This window comes from Clostridium pasteurianum BC1, assembly GCF_000389635.1.
Taxonomy (GTDB): Bacteria; Bacillota; Clostridia; order Clostridiales; family Clostridiaceae; genus Clostridium_I; species Clostridium_I pasteurianum_A.
The window spans coordinates 4,844,590-4,860,762 of sequence record NC_021182.1 but is presented as its reverse complement, the minus strand read 5'-3'; the positions used below and the strand labels follow the sequence as shown (position 1 = coordinate 4,860,762).

Below are 16,173 nucleotides of genomic sequence, written 5' to 3'. Positions count from 1 at the left end.
ACTCCCTTTAAATTTAACTTTAGAGTCATCAATAAAATAATTATAAATTTATCTTATTATTTCTTGATGCTGCTTTAGTGTATAAAAATTAATATACAGGAGTACAGTATTTAGAATATTTAGGATTTTTGCTTGAAGTTATTTCAAAGAACAATTCTTTAATTTTCTTTGATATTTCTCCCTGCTTTCCATCACCTATTACTCTGTTGTCTACTTCAATTACAGGGGTAACTTCCATAGCTGTTCCACTGAAGAAAACCTCATCGGAAGCGTATAATTCAGTTCTTGTTATACTTCTTTCTACTACTTCAAGATTTAATTCATTTTTTGCAAGCTCAATAACAGTATCTCTTGTTATTCCTTCAAGTATATTGTCACTTGGAGGAGGAGTTACAAGTTTTCCCTTTTTAAATATAAATAAGTTCTCTCCAGGACCTTCACATATATTACCGCTGCTAGTTAGAAATATAGCTTCGTCATATCCATTTTGTTTTACTTCAAGGGAAGCAAGAGCAGAATTAAGATATGCTGCAGTAGCTTTAGTTCTTGGAGGAAGCATATTATCTTCAAGTCTTTTCCAGGAAGTTATAGCTACCTTAAGTTCTTCTTTACCAGTATAGCTACCTAAAGGTTGACAATATATTACCAATCTATCGTCTTCATCCATTAAAGTTGGGCCTATATCTTCTCCACCCTTATAAGCTATAGGTCTTATATAAGTTGTAGATTTAAAATTATTTTTCTTTAAAAGTTCTACAGTTAAAGTACATAACTCATCTACTGAATAAGGTAATTTAATGTTAAGAGTTTTACAAGACTGTAAAAATCTTTGATAATGTTCTTTAAGTCTGAAGGCATAAAGTTGTTCATCTTCCTCAATCCAATAAGCTCTGATTCCTTCAAAGCAGCCTAAACCATAATTGAAGGCTTTACATCTAATGCTTATACTTACCTCGCTTTCAGGAACTATTTTACCGTTGTAAACTACATAAGAATTATTCACAAAAAAACCCCCTTATAAAATTTTATTATTTAGGGCATCTTCAAAAAATACCTTGACTTGTTATTTATTTTCAGATGCCATATCAAAAAAAGAGCAGACAATGTCCCTTATGGGGCGAAGTCTGCTCGCGGTACCACCCAAATACTTACTTGAAAATCATAACGGACATGCCGGCTTAGCTTACTAAGAATTCAGCTTGCAACTCAAGGGTGATTTTCGGTAATATTTAGTCTGCGGGTTCTCACCTAACCCCACTCTCTTTAAAACATTTATATTACTTACTCTTCCCAATCATAGTCTTTATATGTATAATTATTTATGTAACCAATTATATATTCGCTTTACGCTTAAATATACTATCTAGGAAAAGTTATGTCAATACTTAAATGGGAAATATATTTAATCATCAATTTATCCCGGGAAAAGGGGTTTATAATTGATGATTTAATATTCTTTTAATGAAAAACTTTTAACTGTCATGGTTTTTTTATTATTAATAGGTTTCCAAAGTTCAAGTCTATCTATTCTTGCTACTTTTTTGGGATTAGCATTTCGTGTATTTTCACAGGCAATTCTATATTCATCTGTAGACCATTTTCTAATGGCATAGTTTGTGCTAGCTAAGGAGACATGTAAGTCCCAATTATTGATATCTTCTCTTACTTTAAAATGATGAATTTTTAAATTTTCATTAATATGCCTTACTAATCTTGTTATGTAACCTTTATTTTCTACCTTTAAATTTACTGATTTATATGGAGGATCAAAACAAATAACTCCATTAAGTTCTACTCTAAACCTCTTGTAAGGCTTCATTACATCTGATACTATTTTATCAAGTTTATCAATATCAGGGTCATCGATGACCTCAAGAGTAATATGCAGCACAGGAAGTTTCCTATATAACTTATATTTTTTACATATATTCTTTTGTATGCTTTCAACAAATGAATAAGAATCTTTATCAAATAATGCCACTAAATAATACTTCATTTATATTCCTCCATATGTGATATATAAAACGATTCGATAAACAGAGTTCTTAGTGTCACGTGGAGTTTTTATTCCACCTGATGCTTAGAAATCGTTATCCAGGGACGTAGCCACTCTTTACTTCCAATTTGAATAAGATGGAAGTATTAGAGTGGGTAGTCATCGGATAAATTAATTATAACACATAAGGCATTCGAATAGAAATAACAAGTAAATTTTTGAATTTTGTTAGCTAAACTATATAATCCTCATTAACAAATTGTTGGTTAGTATCCAGATAAAAGCAATAAAACCATAACCTTAGTTATATATTTAACAGTATAAACTATATAATTAAATAAGAGAACTTTATAATATGAATTATCTAACTTTAAACTTATAAAAATGGTATAAAATGATAGGTTTATTATTTAAAAATTAGTTACAAAAAAAACTGCAATTATGCTATAATATAATTCGTGGTTATCTTAAATAAGAATTTATGTAAAATTTATATATATATAGTGAGGATGGATAAGGGAATGGACAAATTAATTATAAAAGGCGGTAAAGAGCTTTTTGGAAGTGTAGAAATAGGTGGGGCTAAAAATGCGGCAGTAGCAATTCTTCCTGCAGCTATTATGGCTAGTAAAGATATATGTGTAATAGATAATATCCCTGAAATAGAAGATATTCAATGCGAAGAGAGAATTATTGAAAGTCTTGGATGCAAAATTACTCGAGTTAAAAACTCAGTTACTATAGATAGTACTATGTTGAAAAATGTGAATGCAAATACTGATGATGTGAGGAAAATGAGAGCTTCTTATTATCTAATAGGAGCACTTCTTGGAAGGTTTAAAAAGGCAGCGGTGGAACTTCCAGGGGGATGTCCTATAGGTGTTAGACCCATTGATCAGCATATAAAAGGATTTGAAGCACTAGGTGCCAATGTTAATATTGAGCATGGTACAATAACTGTGGAGGCAGATAGACTTATAGGAACAAATATATATTTTGATGTTGTAAGTGTAGGTGCAACCATAAATGTTATGCTTGCAGCAACTCTGGCTGAAGGAACTACAGTGCTTGAAAATGCGGCTAAAGAACCACATGTTGTGGATGTAGCTAATTTCTTAAATACTATGGGAGCTAATATAAAAGGTGCGGGAACAGATGTCATAAGAGTAGTAGGGGTTGAAGAACTTACAGGATGTAATTATAGCGTTATTCCAGATCAAATTGAAGCAGGTACATATATGGTTGCAGCAGCAGCTTGTGGAGGCTCTGTAACTATAAATAATGTTATACCTAAACATCTTGAATCTATATCAGCAAAGCTTGTAGAGATGGGTGCAGAAGTTATTGAACTTGATGATTCTGTCACTGTTAAGTCAAATAAAATTTTAAGAGGTGTAAACATAAAAACTCTTCCTTATCCTGGGTTTCCAACAGATGTGCAGCAGCCTATGAGTACACTTTTATGTGTTTCAGAGGGAAGAAGTATAATAAATGAAAGTATATTTGAGTGTAGATTTAAGCATATAGATGAGCTTAAGAAGATGGGAGCTTCCATAAAGGTTGAGGGGAGAATTGCTATAATAGATGGCGTTAAAAAGTTAACAGGAGCTGTGGTTAAAGCAAGTGATTTGAGAGCAGGTGCAGCTATGGTTATTGCAGGTCTAATTGCTGAAGGTACTACAGAGGTTACTTCCATAGAACATATTGATAGAGGGTATCCTCATATAGAAAATAAATTTAAAGCCTTAGGGGCCGATATAATAAGAGTACCTATAAAATAGAACATAGGATTTTTTAGGGTGTAGGAGAAAATTATGAAATTTTGTTCACTTTACAGTGGGAGTAGTGGTAACAGTATATTTATTGCATCTGAAAATGCGAAAATATTAATAGATGCAGGTCTTCCGGGAAAGCATATAGAAGAGGCACTAGCTAAAATAGGAGAAAACCCTAAAAATATAGATTGTATATTTGTTACCCATGAACATATAGATCATGTAAAGGGAGTAGGTGTACTTTCAAGAAAGTATGATATACCTGTGTATGCTAATGAACCTACATGGAAGGGCATGTTTAAAAGTGTTGGGAAAATAAAAGAGCACAACATTAAAATTATGGATAAAAATAATGTATGCATTAAAGATTTAGATGTAGTAGGCTACGATATACCTCATGATGCAGCAAAGCCTACAGGCTATTCTGTAATCTGTAAGGGCAAAAAAGTGTGTGTAGCTACGGACCTAGGATATTTTTCGGAGCAAGTAAAAGAACAGCTTGTGGATGCAGAGGTAATACTTTTGGAAAGTAATCATGATGTAGAAATGCTTAAATTTGGACCATACCCATATAATTTAAAGCGGAGAATACTAAGCAATATAGGTCATTTGTCAAATGAGGATTGTGGAAAAGCTATTATGGATATAATGGGTTATAAAAGGAAAAAAATTATTTTAGGACATTTGAGTAAAACAAATAATTATCCAGAGTTGGCCTTTAAGACCGTAGTAAATGTGTTGAATGATGCTGGTATAAAAATAGAAAAAGATATAGAAATAACTATGGCAAAAAGAGATATGCCAAGTGGGTATACTGAATTCTAGCACTTTAATTTTATGACTTATAGGCTCATGAAAAGCTCACAATGGCATGATTTAAATGATGATCCAGGCGAGGAAGAAGATAAAGCTTATTTATAAGAGGAGAGTTTCCATGAAAAAAGTATTAGGTTCTAGTATGGGTGTTGTATTGGTATGTTCTAGTTTAATGTTGAGTTCCTGTTCATTAAGTAGTGATAAAGCTAATGAAAAATTAAACAGCAAAGTAGAAAATGTGAAGCTATATAAGGAAAATGGGCAGGCACTGGATTTAAATTTATATTTTGATGCATCACAAAGCGAAAAGAAAGCGGAGATAGGTGAAGAGGAAAGATTAATTAAAAAGGATGAACTTATAGGAGAACTGATTGTTAACGAACTTATAAAAGGACCGGGCTTAGAAAGTAAGTTAAAACCTATTCTACCTAAGAGTACTAAGCTTTTAAGTTTTTCTATAAATAATGATATTGCGTTTATAAATCTCAGCGGCGATGCCAGGGTTCCTATGACCCCAGTTAAGGAAGAGGCGGTATTAAAGAGTTTGGTAACATCTTTAGAACAGCTATCCTCTGTAAAAAAGATAAAAATACAAATTGACAATAAAGATACAGATACCCTTGGTGGGAATTTTGATATATCAAAGCCTTTTGGAGAGGATGATATAATTGGAAGAAGAAAAAAGTAAATATTTTTGTGAAGAGCATTTAGATAGGGCTTTTGACGACTATCTTGTAGATAATGAAGAATTTCCAGATGTAATTGAAGTAACAGAACATAAATGTGATTATTGTGAAAAACAGGCTAAATATAAATTAGGTAGATAAAAGGAGAAAGTACATATGAGTTTATATAAAAATTGGACAGATATGGTAGTGGAGTATGTAAAAACTAGAGGGGAAGCAGCTTTTTGGCAGGAATATGGGGCTATTGAAACAAAAGTATATACAAAGGTATTAGCTAATCATGACAAACATATAGATGGAAAAATTGAAGATTTGGCAAAAGAATTTGAAATTGATAATATTTTTTTCATGGGCTTTTTAGATGGAATAAATGATAGTTTGACTGAACCATTGGATTTAGAGAAACTTAGTGAAGATGATAATATAGTAATAAATATAGATTTCGAAAAATTGTATTTTAATATGCTGGAAGCAAAGGCAGACTATTTATACGAGCTTCCTCAATGGGAAGGAATTTTTTCAAAGGAAAAGAGAAAAGAAATACATAACAATTGGAAAAATTCAAAAACTGTAGTGAATACAAATAAAGTCGGCAGAAATGAACCATGTCCTTGTGGCAGCGGTAAAAAATATAAGCAGTGCTGCGGTCAAAACTAGCACTTTGTGGTAAACTTCAAAATGAGATTTTATAATAGGAAAATGAACTATAAATCTATATTTGCAGCGTTACTATTAATATGTAATTTTCTTAAATAATTAATTGAAGTCCCAAAGGGTAAAATTTAAGTAAGATTTATTTGTGGATACTTATAAGATAGTAATAGGAGGAATAGGGTATGCCAAAAATAAGTGAAAGATTGAATGGTTTTACAGAATCCGTTATTCGTAAAATGACGAGAATATCAAATAAATATGGTGCTATAAATTTATCACAGGGATTTCCCGATTTTGATCCACCAAAGGAAATTAAAGAGGCTCTTGTAAAAGTAGCGGAAGAAGGGCCACATCAATATGAAATTACCTGGGGTTCACAAAAATTAAGAGAAGCATTGGCAAAAAAACAAACAAAATTTATGGGTATTTCAATAGATCCAAATAAAGAGATAGTTGTTACCTGTGGAAGTACTGAAGCAATGATGGTTTCAATGATGACAGCTTGTGATCCAGGAGATAAAGTTATAGTATTCTCTCCTTTCTATGAAAACTATGGAGCAGATGCTATTCTATGTGGGGCAGTGCCTATATATGTTCCCTTAAAACCACCAGAATTTAATTTTGATAAAGAAGAACTTATAAGGGCATTTAAGCAAAAACCAAAGGCAATCATATTGTGTAATCCATCTAATCCAACAGGAAAGGTTTTTACCATAGAGGAACTTCAGTTTATTGGGAACCTAGCTAAAGAATATGATACTTTTGTAATTACAGACGAAGTATATGAACACATAGTTATGAAACCTTATAAACATAATTACATGGCAGCATTACCAGGAATGTTTGAACGTACAATTTCCTGCAGCTCACTATCTAAAACCTATGCCATAACAGGCTGGAGAATCGGATATGTTATTGCTCCAGAAGGCATAATTGAAAATGCTAAAAAGGTCCATGACTTTTTAACCGTTGGAGCAGCAGCACCACTTCAAGCAGCGGTTTTAGCAGGGCTTAATTTACCCGATGAATATTATGAATCTCTAAGAGAATTGTATACTAAGAAAAGGGAGCTTTTCCTTAAAGGACTTGATGAAGCAGGACTAAAGTATACAAAACCTGAAGGTGCATATTATGTCATGGTAGATATATCGGAATTTACTAATGGCAGCGACATGGAATTCTGTGAATGGCTAGCAAAAGAAGTGGGAGTAGCAGCAGTGCCTGGTTCAAGCTTTTTTAAAGAGGATGTAAATAACTACATAAGATTTCATTTTGCAAAGAAGGATGAGACTTTAATTGAAGCTGTTAAAAGATTAGCAACTCTTAGAGAAAAGGCAAAGAGTAGAAAAATTTAGACTATAAGGATAGATTTTAAAATAAGGTTCAAGCAAGGTGTGGTATGTGAATTCAGAATATTTTTTAATGGACATATCATACCTATGGACCTTATTTTTAAGTTTTTTGATGTGAAAGTTTTTATATTAGATTTTTAATTCGTAGTTGTAATTAATTACCCACATAAGTGTTCTTTGAAAATTGAATAATTATGGTGTCTATGATAAAATCAAACTAAAAATTTTTATATTTTACGATATGAGGTAAATGAATATGAAATATCCATATGAAAACAAGAACAATCCAATATTATCTTTTTCTGACATGAGTCGCCACAATCTGCAAGCTGACTGCGAAAACTGTTTCGGCTTTTGTTGTGTTGCACTGTACTTTTCAGCTTCGGAAGGCTTCCCTGTGGACAAAGATGCTGGTAAGCCTTGTATTAACCTACAATCAGACTTTCGCTGCAGCGTTCACAAAAGTCTCAGGAAGCTGGGGCTTAAAGGTTGCATTGCCTATGACTGTTTTGGTGCGGGACAAAAGGTTGCCCAAGTCACCTATGGTGGACATGACTGGCGGCAAGTTCCAAAATCCGCGAAGCAAATGTATGAGGTCTTCCTGATTATGCGGCAAATCCATGAAATGCTCTGGTATCTGGCAGAATCACTCACGCTGCAACAGACCTGTCATATCCAAGGTGAACTCAGCTCCATGCTCAATGAGACTGAACGACTCACTCTCCTAAGCCCTGACTCTCTCATAGAACTAGATGTGGCAGCACACCGAGGAGATGTTAATACTCTACTTCTACAGACCAGCGAACTAGTGCGAAGCGAAGTCCAACCTGGGCAGAAGACTTCTTCAAGGCACCAAAAGACTCTTGGTCGAGGACTAGACCTTATTGGTGCAAACCTCAGAAAAAACGATCTTAGAGGTGCAAATTTGAGAGGAGCCTATCTTATTGCGGCTGATCTCAGAGGCGTGGATTTGAGTGGGGCTGATCTCATCGGAGCTGATTTGCGAGATGCTGACCTTAGAGGAGCTAACCTCACCCATAGTATCTTTCTCACTCAAGCCCAGATTAACACGGCGAAAGGTGATTCTGACACAAAGTTACCCATATCACTTACTCGACCAATATACTGGTCAAAATGATTATAGGAGAATAGAATTGTGAATATAACTCTAATTACAGTAGGAAAAATAAAAGAAAAATATCTTAGAGATGCCATAGATGAATATAGGAAAAGGCTTTCTAGATATTGCAAACTAGATATAGTAGAAATTCAAGACGGAAAGACTCCCGATAATGCATCCTTAAAGGAAGAAGAAAGCATAAAGGATAAAGAGGGAGAAGGCATATTAAAATATGTGAAGGATAATATGTATGTGGTGGCATTGGACTTGAAGGGAAAAATGTTATCTTCCGAGGAATTATCTGATTTTGTTAAAGACCTAGGCATAAAGGGAGAAAGTAACATGGCATTTGTTATCGGTGGATCACTGGGTTTATCCTCAGCAGTTTTAAATAGAGCAAATTATAAGCTGTGTTTTTCTAAGATGACATTTCCACATCAGTTAATGAGAGTTATATTGCTGGAACAGATTTATAGAGGGTTTAGGATTATGAAGGGTGAACCGTATCATAAGTAACGGAGGTTTTTATATGTTTCCTCATACGCCTCACGTTGGGGCGGTAGTATTGATGTCACTGGTGGAGAAATAGATGTATTGAAAGTGTTGTAAAATAAAGGGTTTCCATGTATTGGGATTTCTGTGGTGGAATATGAGCGGAGATTCCGATGTCAGGGAATCCTTATTTTTGTGGTTTGAGAGAACACATCCACCTAAAAAAATGGATAGGTTGAGTTGACAGATCAGATTATGGGTATTTTTGATATGGTTGTGGAGACAGGATAGATGTAATATTTGATTTATGGTACAAGATTAAACGAAATTATAATCGGTAAAGTAGAAAGGCAAACTTGGTGACGTCCTTTTGATGATGCTATATGTAAATCAGTAGCAGTGAAGAATAAGAAAGCCTACATAAGCAAAACAGAGTTTTATGAATTCGAGTATTGATGAACAGAGAATATCTCTACCTTTAACATTAAAAATAAAAGAGATTGGGCTAATCAGCAACGTGATTGTCGTAGCAATTAAGAAGAAATGAGATATTTACGGATTATAAATTAATTTATAAAGAGGAAAATTCATATGAAGATTAAGTCTAGTAAAGTGTTAAAATTGCTGCGAACTTTTAATATCATCACCAATGGTATATGGTTTGGCGGAACAGTATTCATCGGTGTTTTACGGCTGTATGACCGGGCGCTGATCAGGACAAAGACCGGCATCTACGACACATACATCAGTTACAAAAGTATGAAGAGTGCCGCGAAAACGCATTTTCAGATTTCTGTTTGGCTATAAGCATGTTCCAATAAACAGCGGATGTCGAGGGTGTGGGATTGATGGAGGTGCGAAGGTTTGAGTCCTGTAACCACGACTAAAAAAGGGCTGTCATGCTCCAGATATTCTTTAGCATGACAGCCCCCACAATAACCATTTGATATGATTCAGACTCAGATAACTGCTAAACCTTGGGTGCCAAAGGTAGGCAGGCCCATATGATCTGCAACTTGCAGTAACATGAGTTGCCCATTCTCGCCAATATAGAATACGGAGATCGAACCTTGGCTTCCGTTCAGAACATAGAAGTTGAGTCCATCCCAGCTTACGCCGTTGTCTATAGGTTCTCCCATTGCCATTCCCCCGGCTGTGCTACGGATGCTCCCAATAGCATTCAGCGTTCCGTTCATGTTAATGCGATATGTGGTTACAGTACCGCTTGCGGTATTTGAAGTATAAGCATACCGCCCGTCCCGCGTGGGAGATACCCAGCAAGTAAGCATCTGCCTATCAGAGACAGAACCGCTGATTACGCGAAGTTCTCCGTCCGGGATAACGGCATAAGAGGACATTGCGCCAGAGGCTTCCGCGACCAGTAATAGCCCAGATGAGAGAAAACATGAGCCGAACGGATTTGTACCGTTGGAATTATTGAGTTGGGGTCCGGATAAAGTACCGTCGTTTTTCACATGAAATACGCTTAAACGGTTGGTGGTGAGTTCTGAAACTACAAGCTGATAGCCGTTTGGGCTGAACAGTACGCACGACGGCTGCGCGTTGATTGTGCTAAGTTTTCGTGTAGAGCCGGGTATTCTGGCAAGTTGCCCCCTGTTACCAATGCGAAAACCGGTGATGTTAGATTGATAACCATTTTCTTTGCTTCCAACGTTGGAGACATACAGCAGATCTTCATATACAGTCAGGCTGTTGGGCTGCAATCCGCCAGAAGGTACAACTTCGACAAGAATCAGTTCTCCGCCAGCTGTGACCATAAAGCTTGAAATACTATGGCTGCCGGCATTTACAGCAAAGAGAAAATGCCTGTCTCGGGATAGGACGAGCGACCCTTGCGATGTCAGCGGATCAGCGTGATCTGGTGTTGCGGGGGAAACTTTGTTTGGGCCGGAACCTAAGCCATATGTGTCGTAAAAACCCATAGGTGACAATGCGCCGTTCTGGACCCTGTGAAAAGCGGCTATCTCATTTTTATTAGCCGAATTCGTCATGACATAGACCATTCCTATGGGAAGGCAATTTCTAACTGAATACATCAAAGATCCTCCAAAATAATTCTTTATACAGTATATGCATATTAAATATAAGGTGTGGAGTGTTCTGAATAAAATAGACACATAGAATGTACGATTTTCTTTGAAATTCTTGGTATTTTATAATAGACACTTCCAATGTAAATCATTTTAACTAATGCAAATATAAGTAAGTAAAATTATATAGATATCTATCTGTAAAAACACATTACTAAAATTATGCAGCATCTTTTAATTTTAGGTAATAATCTCTTTTATATTCTTTAGGTGACTTATATTCTAATGTTGAATGCAATCTTCTTGAGTTATAAAATAATTCTATATATTCAACTACTGCTATTTTAGCTTCATCTCTGGTTTTAAAGCTACGTCCATATAGCTTATCTTTCTTCAGAGAAGAGAAAAAAGATTCAGCACAGGCATTGTCATAACAACATCCTTTAGCACTCATACTTTGAACAAAATCATTATTTTTTAACATATCTTGATAATCATAGGAGGCATACTGGACACCTCTGTCAGAGTGAAATATCAATCCTTCCTTAGGATGTTCTTTATTAATAGCAGAGTTAAATGCATCAATAACTAATTTTCTAGTCATAGTAGCATCCATGGACCATCCAACTATTTCTCTATTAAATAAATCTACGACAGTAGCAAGATAGAGCCATCCTTCATGCGTATCTATATAAGTTATATCACCTACATAGACTTTATTTGGTTTATCAACTGTAAAATCTTGTTTTAACAAATTAGGAGCTACATTAAAATTATGATTTGAATAAGTAGTTGCCTTGTATTTTCTTTTAAGTTTACTAAATATATGATTTTGCTTCATCAATCTGCAAACTCTATTTTTTCCACAGGCTACGCCTTCTTTATTTAATTGTGCTGTAATTCGGCGAAAGCCGTAGGTACCTCCTGATTCTCTGTGAATTCTTCTTATTTCTATAGCAAGCATAGAATCTTCTTTTTTCCTGCGAGGTTGTGGTCTTTTTAACCAAGCATAGTAAGAGCTCCTTTTAATATCTAATACATTACACATCTTCTCCACGTGAAATTTGGAGCTGTGATCTTTTATGAACTTGTATCTTATTTCACGGGCTTTGTGAAGATGGTTATAGCTTTTTTTAATATAGCGTTTTCTTCTTCGAGGTCTGCCATTTTCTTTTTCATTCGTCTTATTTCTTCATCTTCCGGTCTTAATTTACCCTTACCAGGAAAAGCGTCTTCTCCATGAATTCCATATTGCTTTATCCATCTTCTAACTGAAACCTCACTAACACCTATGTCTTTTGCTACTTGAGTTACTTTCTTTCCTTGTTCTGTAACAAGCTTAATTATTTCTTTTTTATACTCTACTGAAAATTCTCTCTTGTTTCCCATTTCATCGGCACATCCTTCCTTATGCACTTATTATACATACTTTTCTATGTGTCTATCAAATAGGATATACTCCAGTGGTTCTATTTTTTGCTGAGTTCGATCATATTTTCTCCTTCAATTACGATTGTATTGACAAAGTATGGCAATATATTATTATATGTAAAGTATGTTTATGAAATTGGGTTTATATTATAGTAAAGAATAAGAAAAAAGGAAGAAGCCCGCAGTTTAGGAATGTGCATATTCTTTTTTTATAAACCAATTCAAGAGTGTAAATATACAATTTGAACAGAACTTTTTAAGAATGGATTTCATATTATGAATTGTAACGATTTTCGGAGGAAAATTTAATGTATTGTCCTTACTTAAAAAATTCAAGATATAACTATACTAATGGAGAAAATCAATGTTATTATAGTCAACAATTTATGGATGCTACACGCTATACACCAACGCAGGCACCAGCACTTCCCGGCGCCCAGGAGATTTCGATTAACGACCGTGTGTACACAGCTGACCAGGATTCCAACACGGTGACCGTGATCAACCCGAAGACCGGTACAGTGCTGGGTACGATCCCGTTCGGCAGTGTACGCATGGATACCAACGCAGATGTACTAGGCGCGATGTATGACGGAGAAATAAACGTCCACGGCTTGGGATTCTCTCGCGACGGACGTTACCTCAACGTGGTCTGCGTAACCACCAATTCCGTGCACGTCATCGATACTTCCACCAACAAGATCATCCGCACCATCTACGTTGGCCGCGCCCCGCACGAGGGATTCTTCTCTCCCGATGGACGCTACATTTGGGTCGCAGAGCGCGGCCAGGATACCATTGCAATCATCGACTGGCGTAGAGGACAGATCGTTGATCGAATAGTTTCGGAGGATGGCCCTTCTAAGGTGGTTTTCAGCCCGGATGGCAGACTGGCCTACGTCAATCACCTGCGGGCTGACGTTCTCGATGTCATCGACGTGGACACCCGCCAGATTATCCAAAGAGTAACGCTCCCGACCACCGCCGGAGGTTCGTCGGATGAAGCAATCTCCCCTGATGGCAAGGAGATCTGGGTGGGAATGCCGAACAGCGGCAAGACCGTTACGGTGCTCAACGCAAACACCTACCGTGTAGAAGCCCTATTGGACACCGGTCTACGGACCAACCATCCCAACTTCGTCACAGTAGATGGCATCAACTATGCCTACGTAACTGTAGGCGATTTAAATCAGACTCTGGTCTACAGCCGCTCGACCAATGGCGGCCCGCCCACGCTGGTCAAGCGCATCCATAACCACGGCAACGGCCCGCACGGCATCTGGCCCAGTTCGGATAACACCCGCATGTACGTTGCTCTGCAGTACTCTGATGCCGTTGATGTGATTGATACCAAAACCATGACAGTGATTGATACCCTGCGCATCGGACAGTCTCCTATGGCGCTGGTCTACGTCGCTCGCACTAGTTCCGGAAACACCGCGAATCTGAGCCGTCAGGGTCTCGATATGCGGATCGAGAACCTCCCCGTTGAGATGCAAAACTCTACGGGAGCGGGAACAGCTCAGATACGAGCCCTTCCCGGAATCGATGAGATCGTCATCGACGTACGAGGCCTTCCCGCTAACCGTTCATTTACCGTGTACGCCTTACGTGGACAAGAGAGCACTGCGTTGTTGACGGCGACTAGTAACACTTACGGAGCAATACCAGAAACACTAGCTTTTGTCCAATTCTTCGCTAACCATTACGACAAAATCATCTTACGTCCCACCTCGGTCTAAAACTGAAATGATAAATGGATTTAGACATAATAGTTTATATTAATATATATCAAGAATGACATAACATCTTACAACATTTTATTGCAGATTGTATGCTCACCCGCATCCAATCTGTTTTTTTCTTGTTAATTTAATTAATTAAATAAAATCATATGATTTATTTTGCAAGTGTATAGTAATTAACTTAGTTCAAGTTGGGGGAATAATATATTATATAATAATTTCAGATAGAGCCTGTTTTATTAAACAGGATGACTGTGTCACAGATATTTGCATTCCCAAATTGCAATGCGGAGTTTACAGAAATTTGCTCGAAATAGGAACTATATTGTTTGGTTCGATATGAGAACCACATAAGAAAATTTCTTGATGTTCAAGGTTTTTTTATGCAAAATATTAATTATTTTTTATTTTTGGCTCTTGATGAACTAAATTCTATTAAGTTCAAAATATTCACCTATATGGTAAATATAAATGTAATCAAACTGCAAAAACAGCACTAATATATGTGAATATTAATGCTGTTTTTATGTTATTACTTATGCGATTTTTTAGTTTTGCACATTAAAACGGAAGACGTTGTAAATTAGCTTTGCCTGTCTTTTTTTTATACCAGAAGTTATGACGAATACAAACGTAAGTTTATTTACAAAAACATATATTTTTATAAACAAACACACGGTTGCTTTTTATTGTAATAAATAAAAAACCCCCTAAATATTTTATATTAAGGAAGTTCCATGTGTTTATAGACTAGCCAAACTGCTTAGCCAGTTCTATATTACCAAGCGCCTCAAGGTAATGTCCTATTACGACAAGTTCATGTCCAATTGCAATATTAGCTCTAGGCTCAATAGGACCAGTAGCAGTTCCATTTTGTATCTGTTGTTCAGTTTCTCTTAGTTTATCATCTGCAACTTTAGCTGATATAATACTAGCTATAAGAACAAGTACACTTGATGTGGCAGCTGTTTGAGCTGAATCCCCTGACGATGTCTCTTTAAAAATTATTTGGGTATCCTGTATAGATGAAATTATTGAAACAATATATGCAACTATATGAATTATAGAACCTAATATCTGTTGCTCATTTAGTTCTAAATCATATATATTTGTGGGTGTAAGATTCTTAATCGTATTTTTCATTGTTACACCTCTCTAAAGCTTAAACTTTATCTATTTAGTATTAAAATATGCTATCATGTTATTTGCTGACTCAAATTCCTAAAATATTAAGAGAATTTCATGTATGACAATTAAAGAAATTATCCAAGAAATAATGAAACTTAAAATAATATTTATTATCATATAATCACCTCATATGATAATAATTCCAAATATAAATAATAGATATACTTAAAATTTTTTATATAGCTAAATGTAACTTAGTTAAAAACGACTTTAGTTAATCAATTATGACTTGTAGATATATTGACTAAAAAATTTTTGTTAGTTTTATTTAAGTTAATACATAATAGAATCAGTTTAAAATATGAGCATGCCAATTAGGCTAAGTGTGTCCTGAAAGAACGACTGTGCAAAGAAAAGAATAACGTAGCAGTCGGATGTGCTTTGAAAGAGATGGAGGTGGGCCCTCCGGAGCCGGCATACAGGTGCAGGTTTCAAACCACCATTGGGTGCTGCAACCAAAAGTTGTGGTGCTGAGCGCGTATGGAAAAGGCTGCAGTAGCAGTCAGGTGTGCATCGTGAAGCTGAACGAAAGTGAATAGCCCGTGAAGCGTCGCTAATGGGTTCATTGCAGTCAAAACCAGATGATTTAGCCGCAACTGGGATAAATTCGGTGGGTGCCTGTTTATTGACCGAATGGCTGTCGGCGTAAAGGCTGCAGGAGCACGATATAGGCTCTTATAAGGAACAGGAGAAAGCTGAACCTTGATGATAAGCGAAAAATCCAAGCGCTGACACGACAAGGATGAAAGTAGCGATGCAAGGTTTAGTTGCGGAAGAATTCGTAGTAGTGATGAAAATGCTGTAATAGCAGTGGAGCGAAGGGATTCTGTTATCTGCACTTCGGAAAATAAACAACCAGAAATGGGA

General features: G+C 36.0%; 14 protein-coding genes and 1 other annotated feature. Of the genes, 9 read left to right on the top strand and 5 right to left on the bottom strand.

All coding sequences use genetic code 11. The annotated features are described in order from the left end of the window. Positions 1–88: 88 nt before the first annotated feature. Positions 89–1,003, bottom strand: a complete 915-nt coding sequence (locus CLOPA_RS22590) for a branched-chain amino acid transaminase (protein WP_015617733.1) — start codon at positions 1,001–1,003, stop codon at positions 89–91. 107 nt (positions 1,004–1,110) lie between these two features. Next, positions 1,111–1,307 (bottom strand) — a binding site (T-box leader). Positions 1,308–1,447: 140 nt separating this feature from the next. After that, positions 1,448–1,996 carry a 2'-5' RNA ligase family protein gene (locus tag CLOPA_RS22585; RefSeq protein ID WP_015617732.1) on the bottom strand — a complete coding sequence of 183 codons (549 nt, stop codon included), beginning with the start codon at positions 1,994–1,996 and terminating at the stop codon, positions 1,448–1,450. A gap of 521 nt (positions 1,997–2,517) precedes the next feature. On the opposite strand from CLOPA_RS22585, the gene CLOPA_RS22580 reads away from it, so the two are divergent. The 8 genes from CLOPA_RS22580 to rlmH all read left to right on the top strand — a co-directional run bounded on the left by CLOPA_RS22580 (position 2,518) and on the right by rlmH (position 8,915). Next, the gene (locus tag CLOPA_RS22580) at positions 2,518–3,777 is read left to right on the top strand and encodes a UDP-N-acetylglucosamine 1-carboxyvinyltransferase (RefSeq protein WP_015617731.1); all 1,260 of its coding nucleotides are present in this window, start codon (positions 2,518–2,520) and stop codon (positions 3,775–3,777) included. 33 nt (positions 3,778–3,810) lie between these two features. Then, positions 3,811–4,596, top strand: coding sequence for an MBL fold metallo-hydrolase (locus CLOPA_RS22575; RefSeq protein WP_015617730.1), 786 nt, complete (start codon positions 3,811–3,813; stop codon positions 4,594–4,596). A gap of 109 nt (positions 4,597–4,705) precedes the next feature. Then, complete coding sequence (locus CLOPA_RS22570) at positions 4,706–5,275, top strand: GerMN domain-containing protein (protein WP_015617729.1); 570 nt, start codon at positions 4,706–4,708, stop codon at positions 5,273–5,275. Then, positions 5,256–5,414, top strand: coding sequence for a CxxH/CxxC protein (locus CLOPA_RS24615; RefSeq protein ID WP_015617728.1), 159 nt, complete (start codon positions 5,256–5,258; stop codon positions 5,412–5,414). The genes CLOPA_RS22570 and CLOPA_RS24615 overlap by 20 nt, the downstream gene beginning before the upstream one ends. A 15-nt stretch (positions 5,415–5,429) precedes the next feature. Beyond that, a complete protein-coding gene (locus CLOPA_RS22565; protein ID WP_015617727.1) occupies positions 5,430–5,930 on the top strand; it encodes an SEC-C metal-binding domain-containing protein in 501 nt (166 codons plus the stop codon). A 179-nt stretch (positions 5,931–6,109) separates the two neighbouring features. Beyond that, positions 6,110–7,282: a pyridoxal phosphate-dependent aminotransferase gene (locus tag CLOPA_RS22560; RefSeq protein ID WP_015617726.1), complete on the top strand. Its 1,173-nt coding sequence runs from the start codon at positions 6,110–6,112 to the stop codon at positions 7,280–7,282. 253 nt (positions 7,283–7,535) lie between these two features. After that, positions 7,536–8,417: a pentapeptide repeat-containing protein gene (locus CLOPA_RS22555; RefSeq protein WP_015617725.1), complete on the top strand. Its 882-nt coding sequence runs from the start codon at positions 7,536–7,538 to the stop codon at positions 8,415–8,417. Between the two features lie 18 nt (positions 8,418–8,435). Then, positions 8,436–8,915, top strand: coding sequence for a 23S rRNA (pseudouridine(1915)-N(3))-methyltransferase RlmH (gene rlmH, locus CLOPA_RS22550; protein WP_015617724.1), 480 nt, complete (start codon positions 8,436–8,438; stop codon positions 8,913–8,915). A 935-nt stretch (positions 8,916–9,850) separates the two neighbouring features. Here the strand turns inward: rlmH and CLOPA_RS22545 are convergent. Next, on the bottom strand, positions 9,851–10,948 hold the full coding sequence (locus tag CLOPA_RS22545) for a lactonase family protein (RefSeq protein ID WP_015617723.1): 1,098 nt from the start codon (positions 10,946–10,948) through the stop codon (positions 9,851–9,853). A gap of 214 nt (positions 10,949–11,162) precedes the next feature. Then, positions 11,163–12,331, bottom strand: a protein-coding gene (locus CLOPA_RS22540; RefSeq protein WP_278245982.1) for an IS3 family transposase whose coding sequence is annotated in 2 segments (ribosomal slippage) — positions 11,163–12,067 and positions 12,067–12,331 — 1,170 coding nt in all. Because the reading frame shifts where the segments join, the coding sequence is not laid out codon by codon here. A 428-nt stretch (positions 12,332–12,759) separates the two neighbouring features. On the opposite strand from CLOPA_RS22540, the gene CLOPA_RS22530 reads away from it, so the two are divergent. Further along, complete coding sequence (locus CLOPA_RS22530; RefSeq protein ID WP_172638628.1) at positions 12,760–14,115, top strand: YncE family protein; 1,356 nt, start codon at positions 12,760–12,762, stop codon at positions 14,113–14,115. A 753-nt stretch (positions 14,116–14,868) separates the two neighbouring features. On the opposite strand, the gene CLOPA_RS22525 is transcribed toward CLOPA_RS22530, so the two are convergent. After that, a complete protein-coding gene (locus CLOPA_RS22525; RefSeq protein ID WP_015617721.1) occupies positions 14,869–15,261 on the bottom strand; it encodes a hypothetical protein in 393 nt (130 codons plus the stop codon). Between the last annotated feature and the right edge of the window lie 912 nt (positions 15,262–16,173).

Coding starts and splice junctions, on each gene's coding strand:
- CLOPA_RS22585 (WP_015617732.1), bottom strand. CDS start 1,996: ATGAAGTATTATTTAGTGGCATTATTTGATAAAGATTCTTATTCATTT.
- CLOPA_RS22580 (WP_015617731.1), top strand. CDS start 2,518: ATGGACAAATTAATTATAAAAGGCGGTAAAGAGCTTTTTGGAAGTGTA.
- CLOPA_RS22575 (WP_015617730.1), top strand. CDS start 3,811: ATGAAATTTTGTTCACTTTACAGTGGGAGTAGTGGTAACAGTATATTT.
- CLOPA_RS22570 (WP_015617729.1), top strand. CDS start 4,706: ATGAAAAAAGTATTAGGTTCTAGTATGGGTGTTGTATTGGTATGTTCT.
- CLOPA_RS22565 (WP_015617727.1), top strand. CDS start 5,430: ATGAGTTTATATAAAAATTGGACAGATATGGTAGTGGAGTATGTAAAA.
- CLOPA_RS22560 (WP_015617726.1), top strand. CDS start 6,110: ATGCCAAAAATAAGTGAAAGATTGAATGGTTTTACAGAATCCGTTATT.
- CLOPA_RS22555 (WP_015617725.1), top strand. CDS start 7,536: ATGAAATATCCATATGAAAACAAGAACAATCCAATATTATCTTTTTCT.
- CLOPA_RS22545 (WP_015617723.1), bottom strand. CDS start 10,948: ATGTATTCAGTTAGAAATTGCCTTCCCATAGGAATGGTCTATGTCATG.
- CLOPA_RS22530 (WP_172638628.1), top strand. CDS start 12,760: ATGGATGCTACACGCTATACACCAACGCAGGCACCAGCACTTCCCGGC.
- CLOPA_RS22525 (WP_015617721.1), bottom strand. CDS start 15,261: ATGAAAAATACGATTAAGAATCTTACACCCACAAATATATATGATTTA.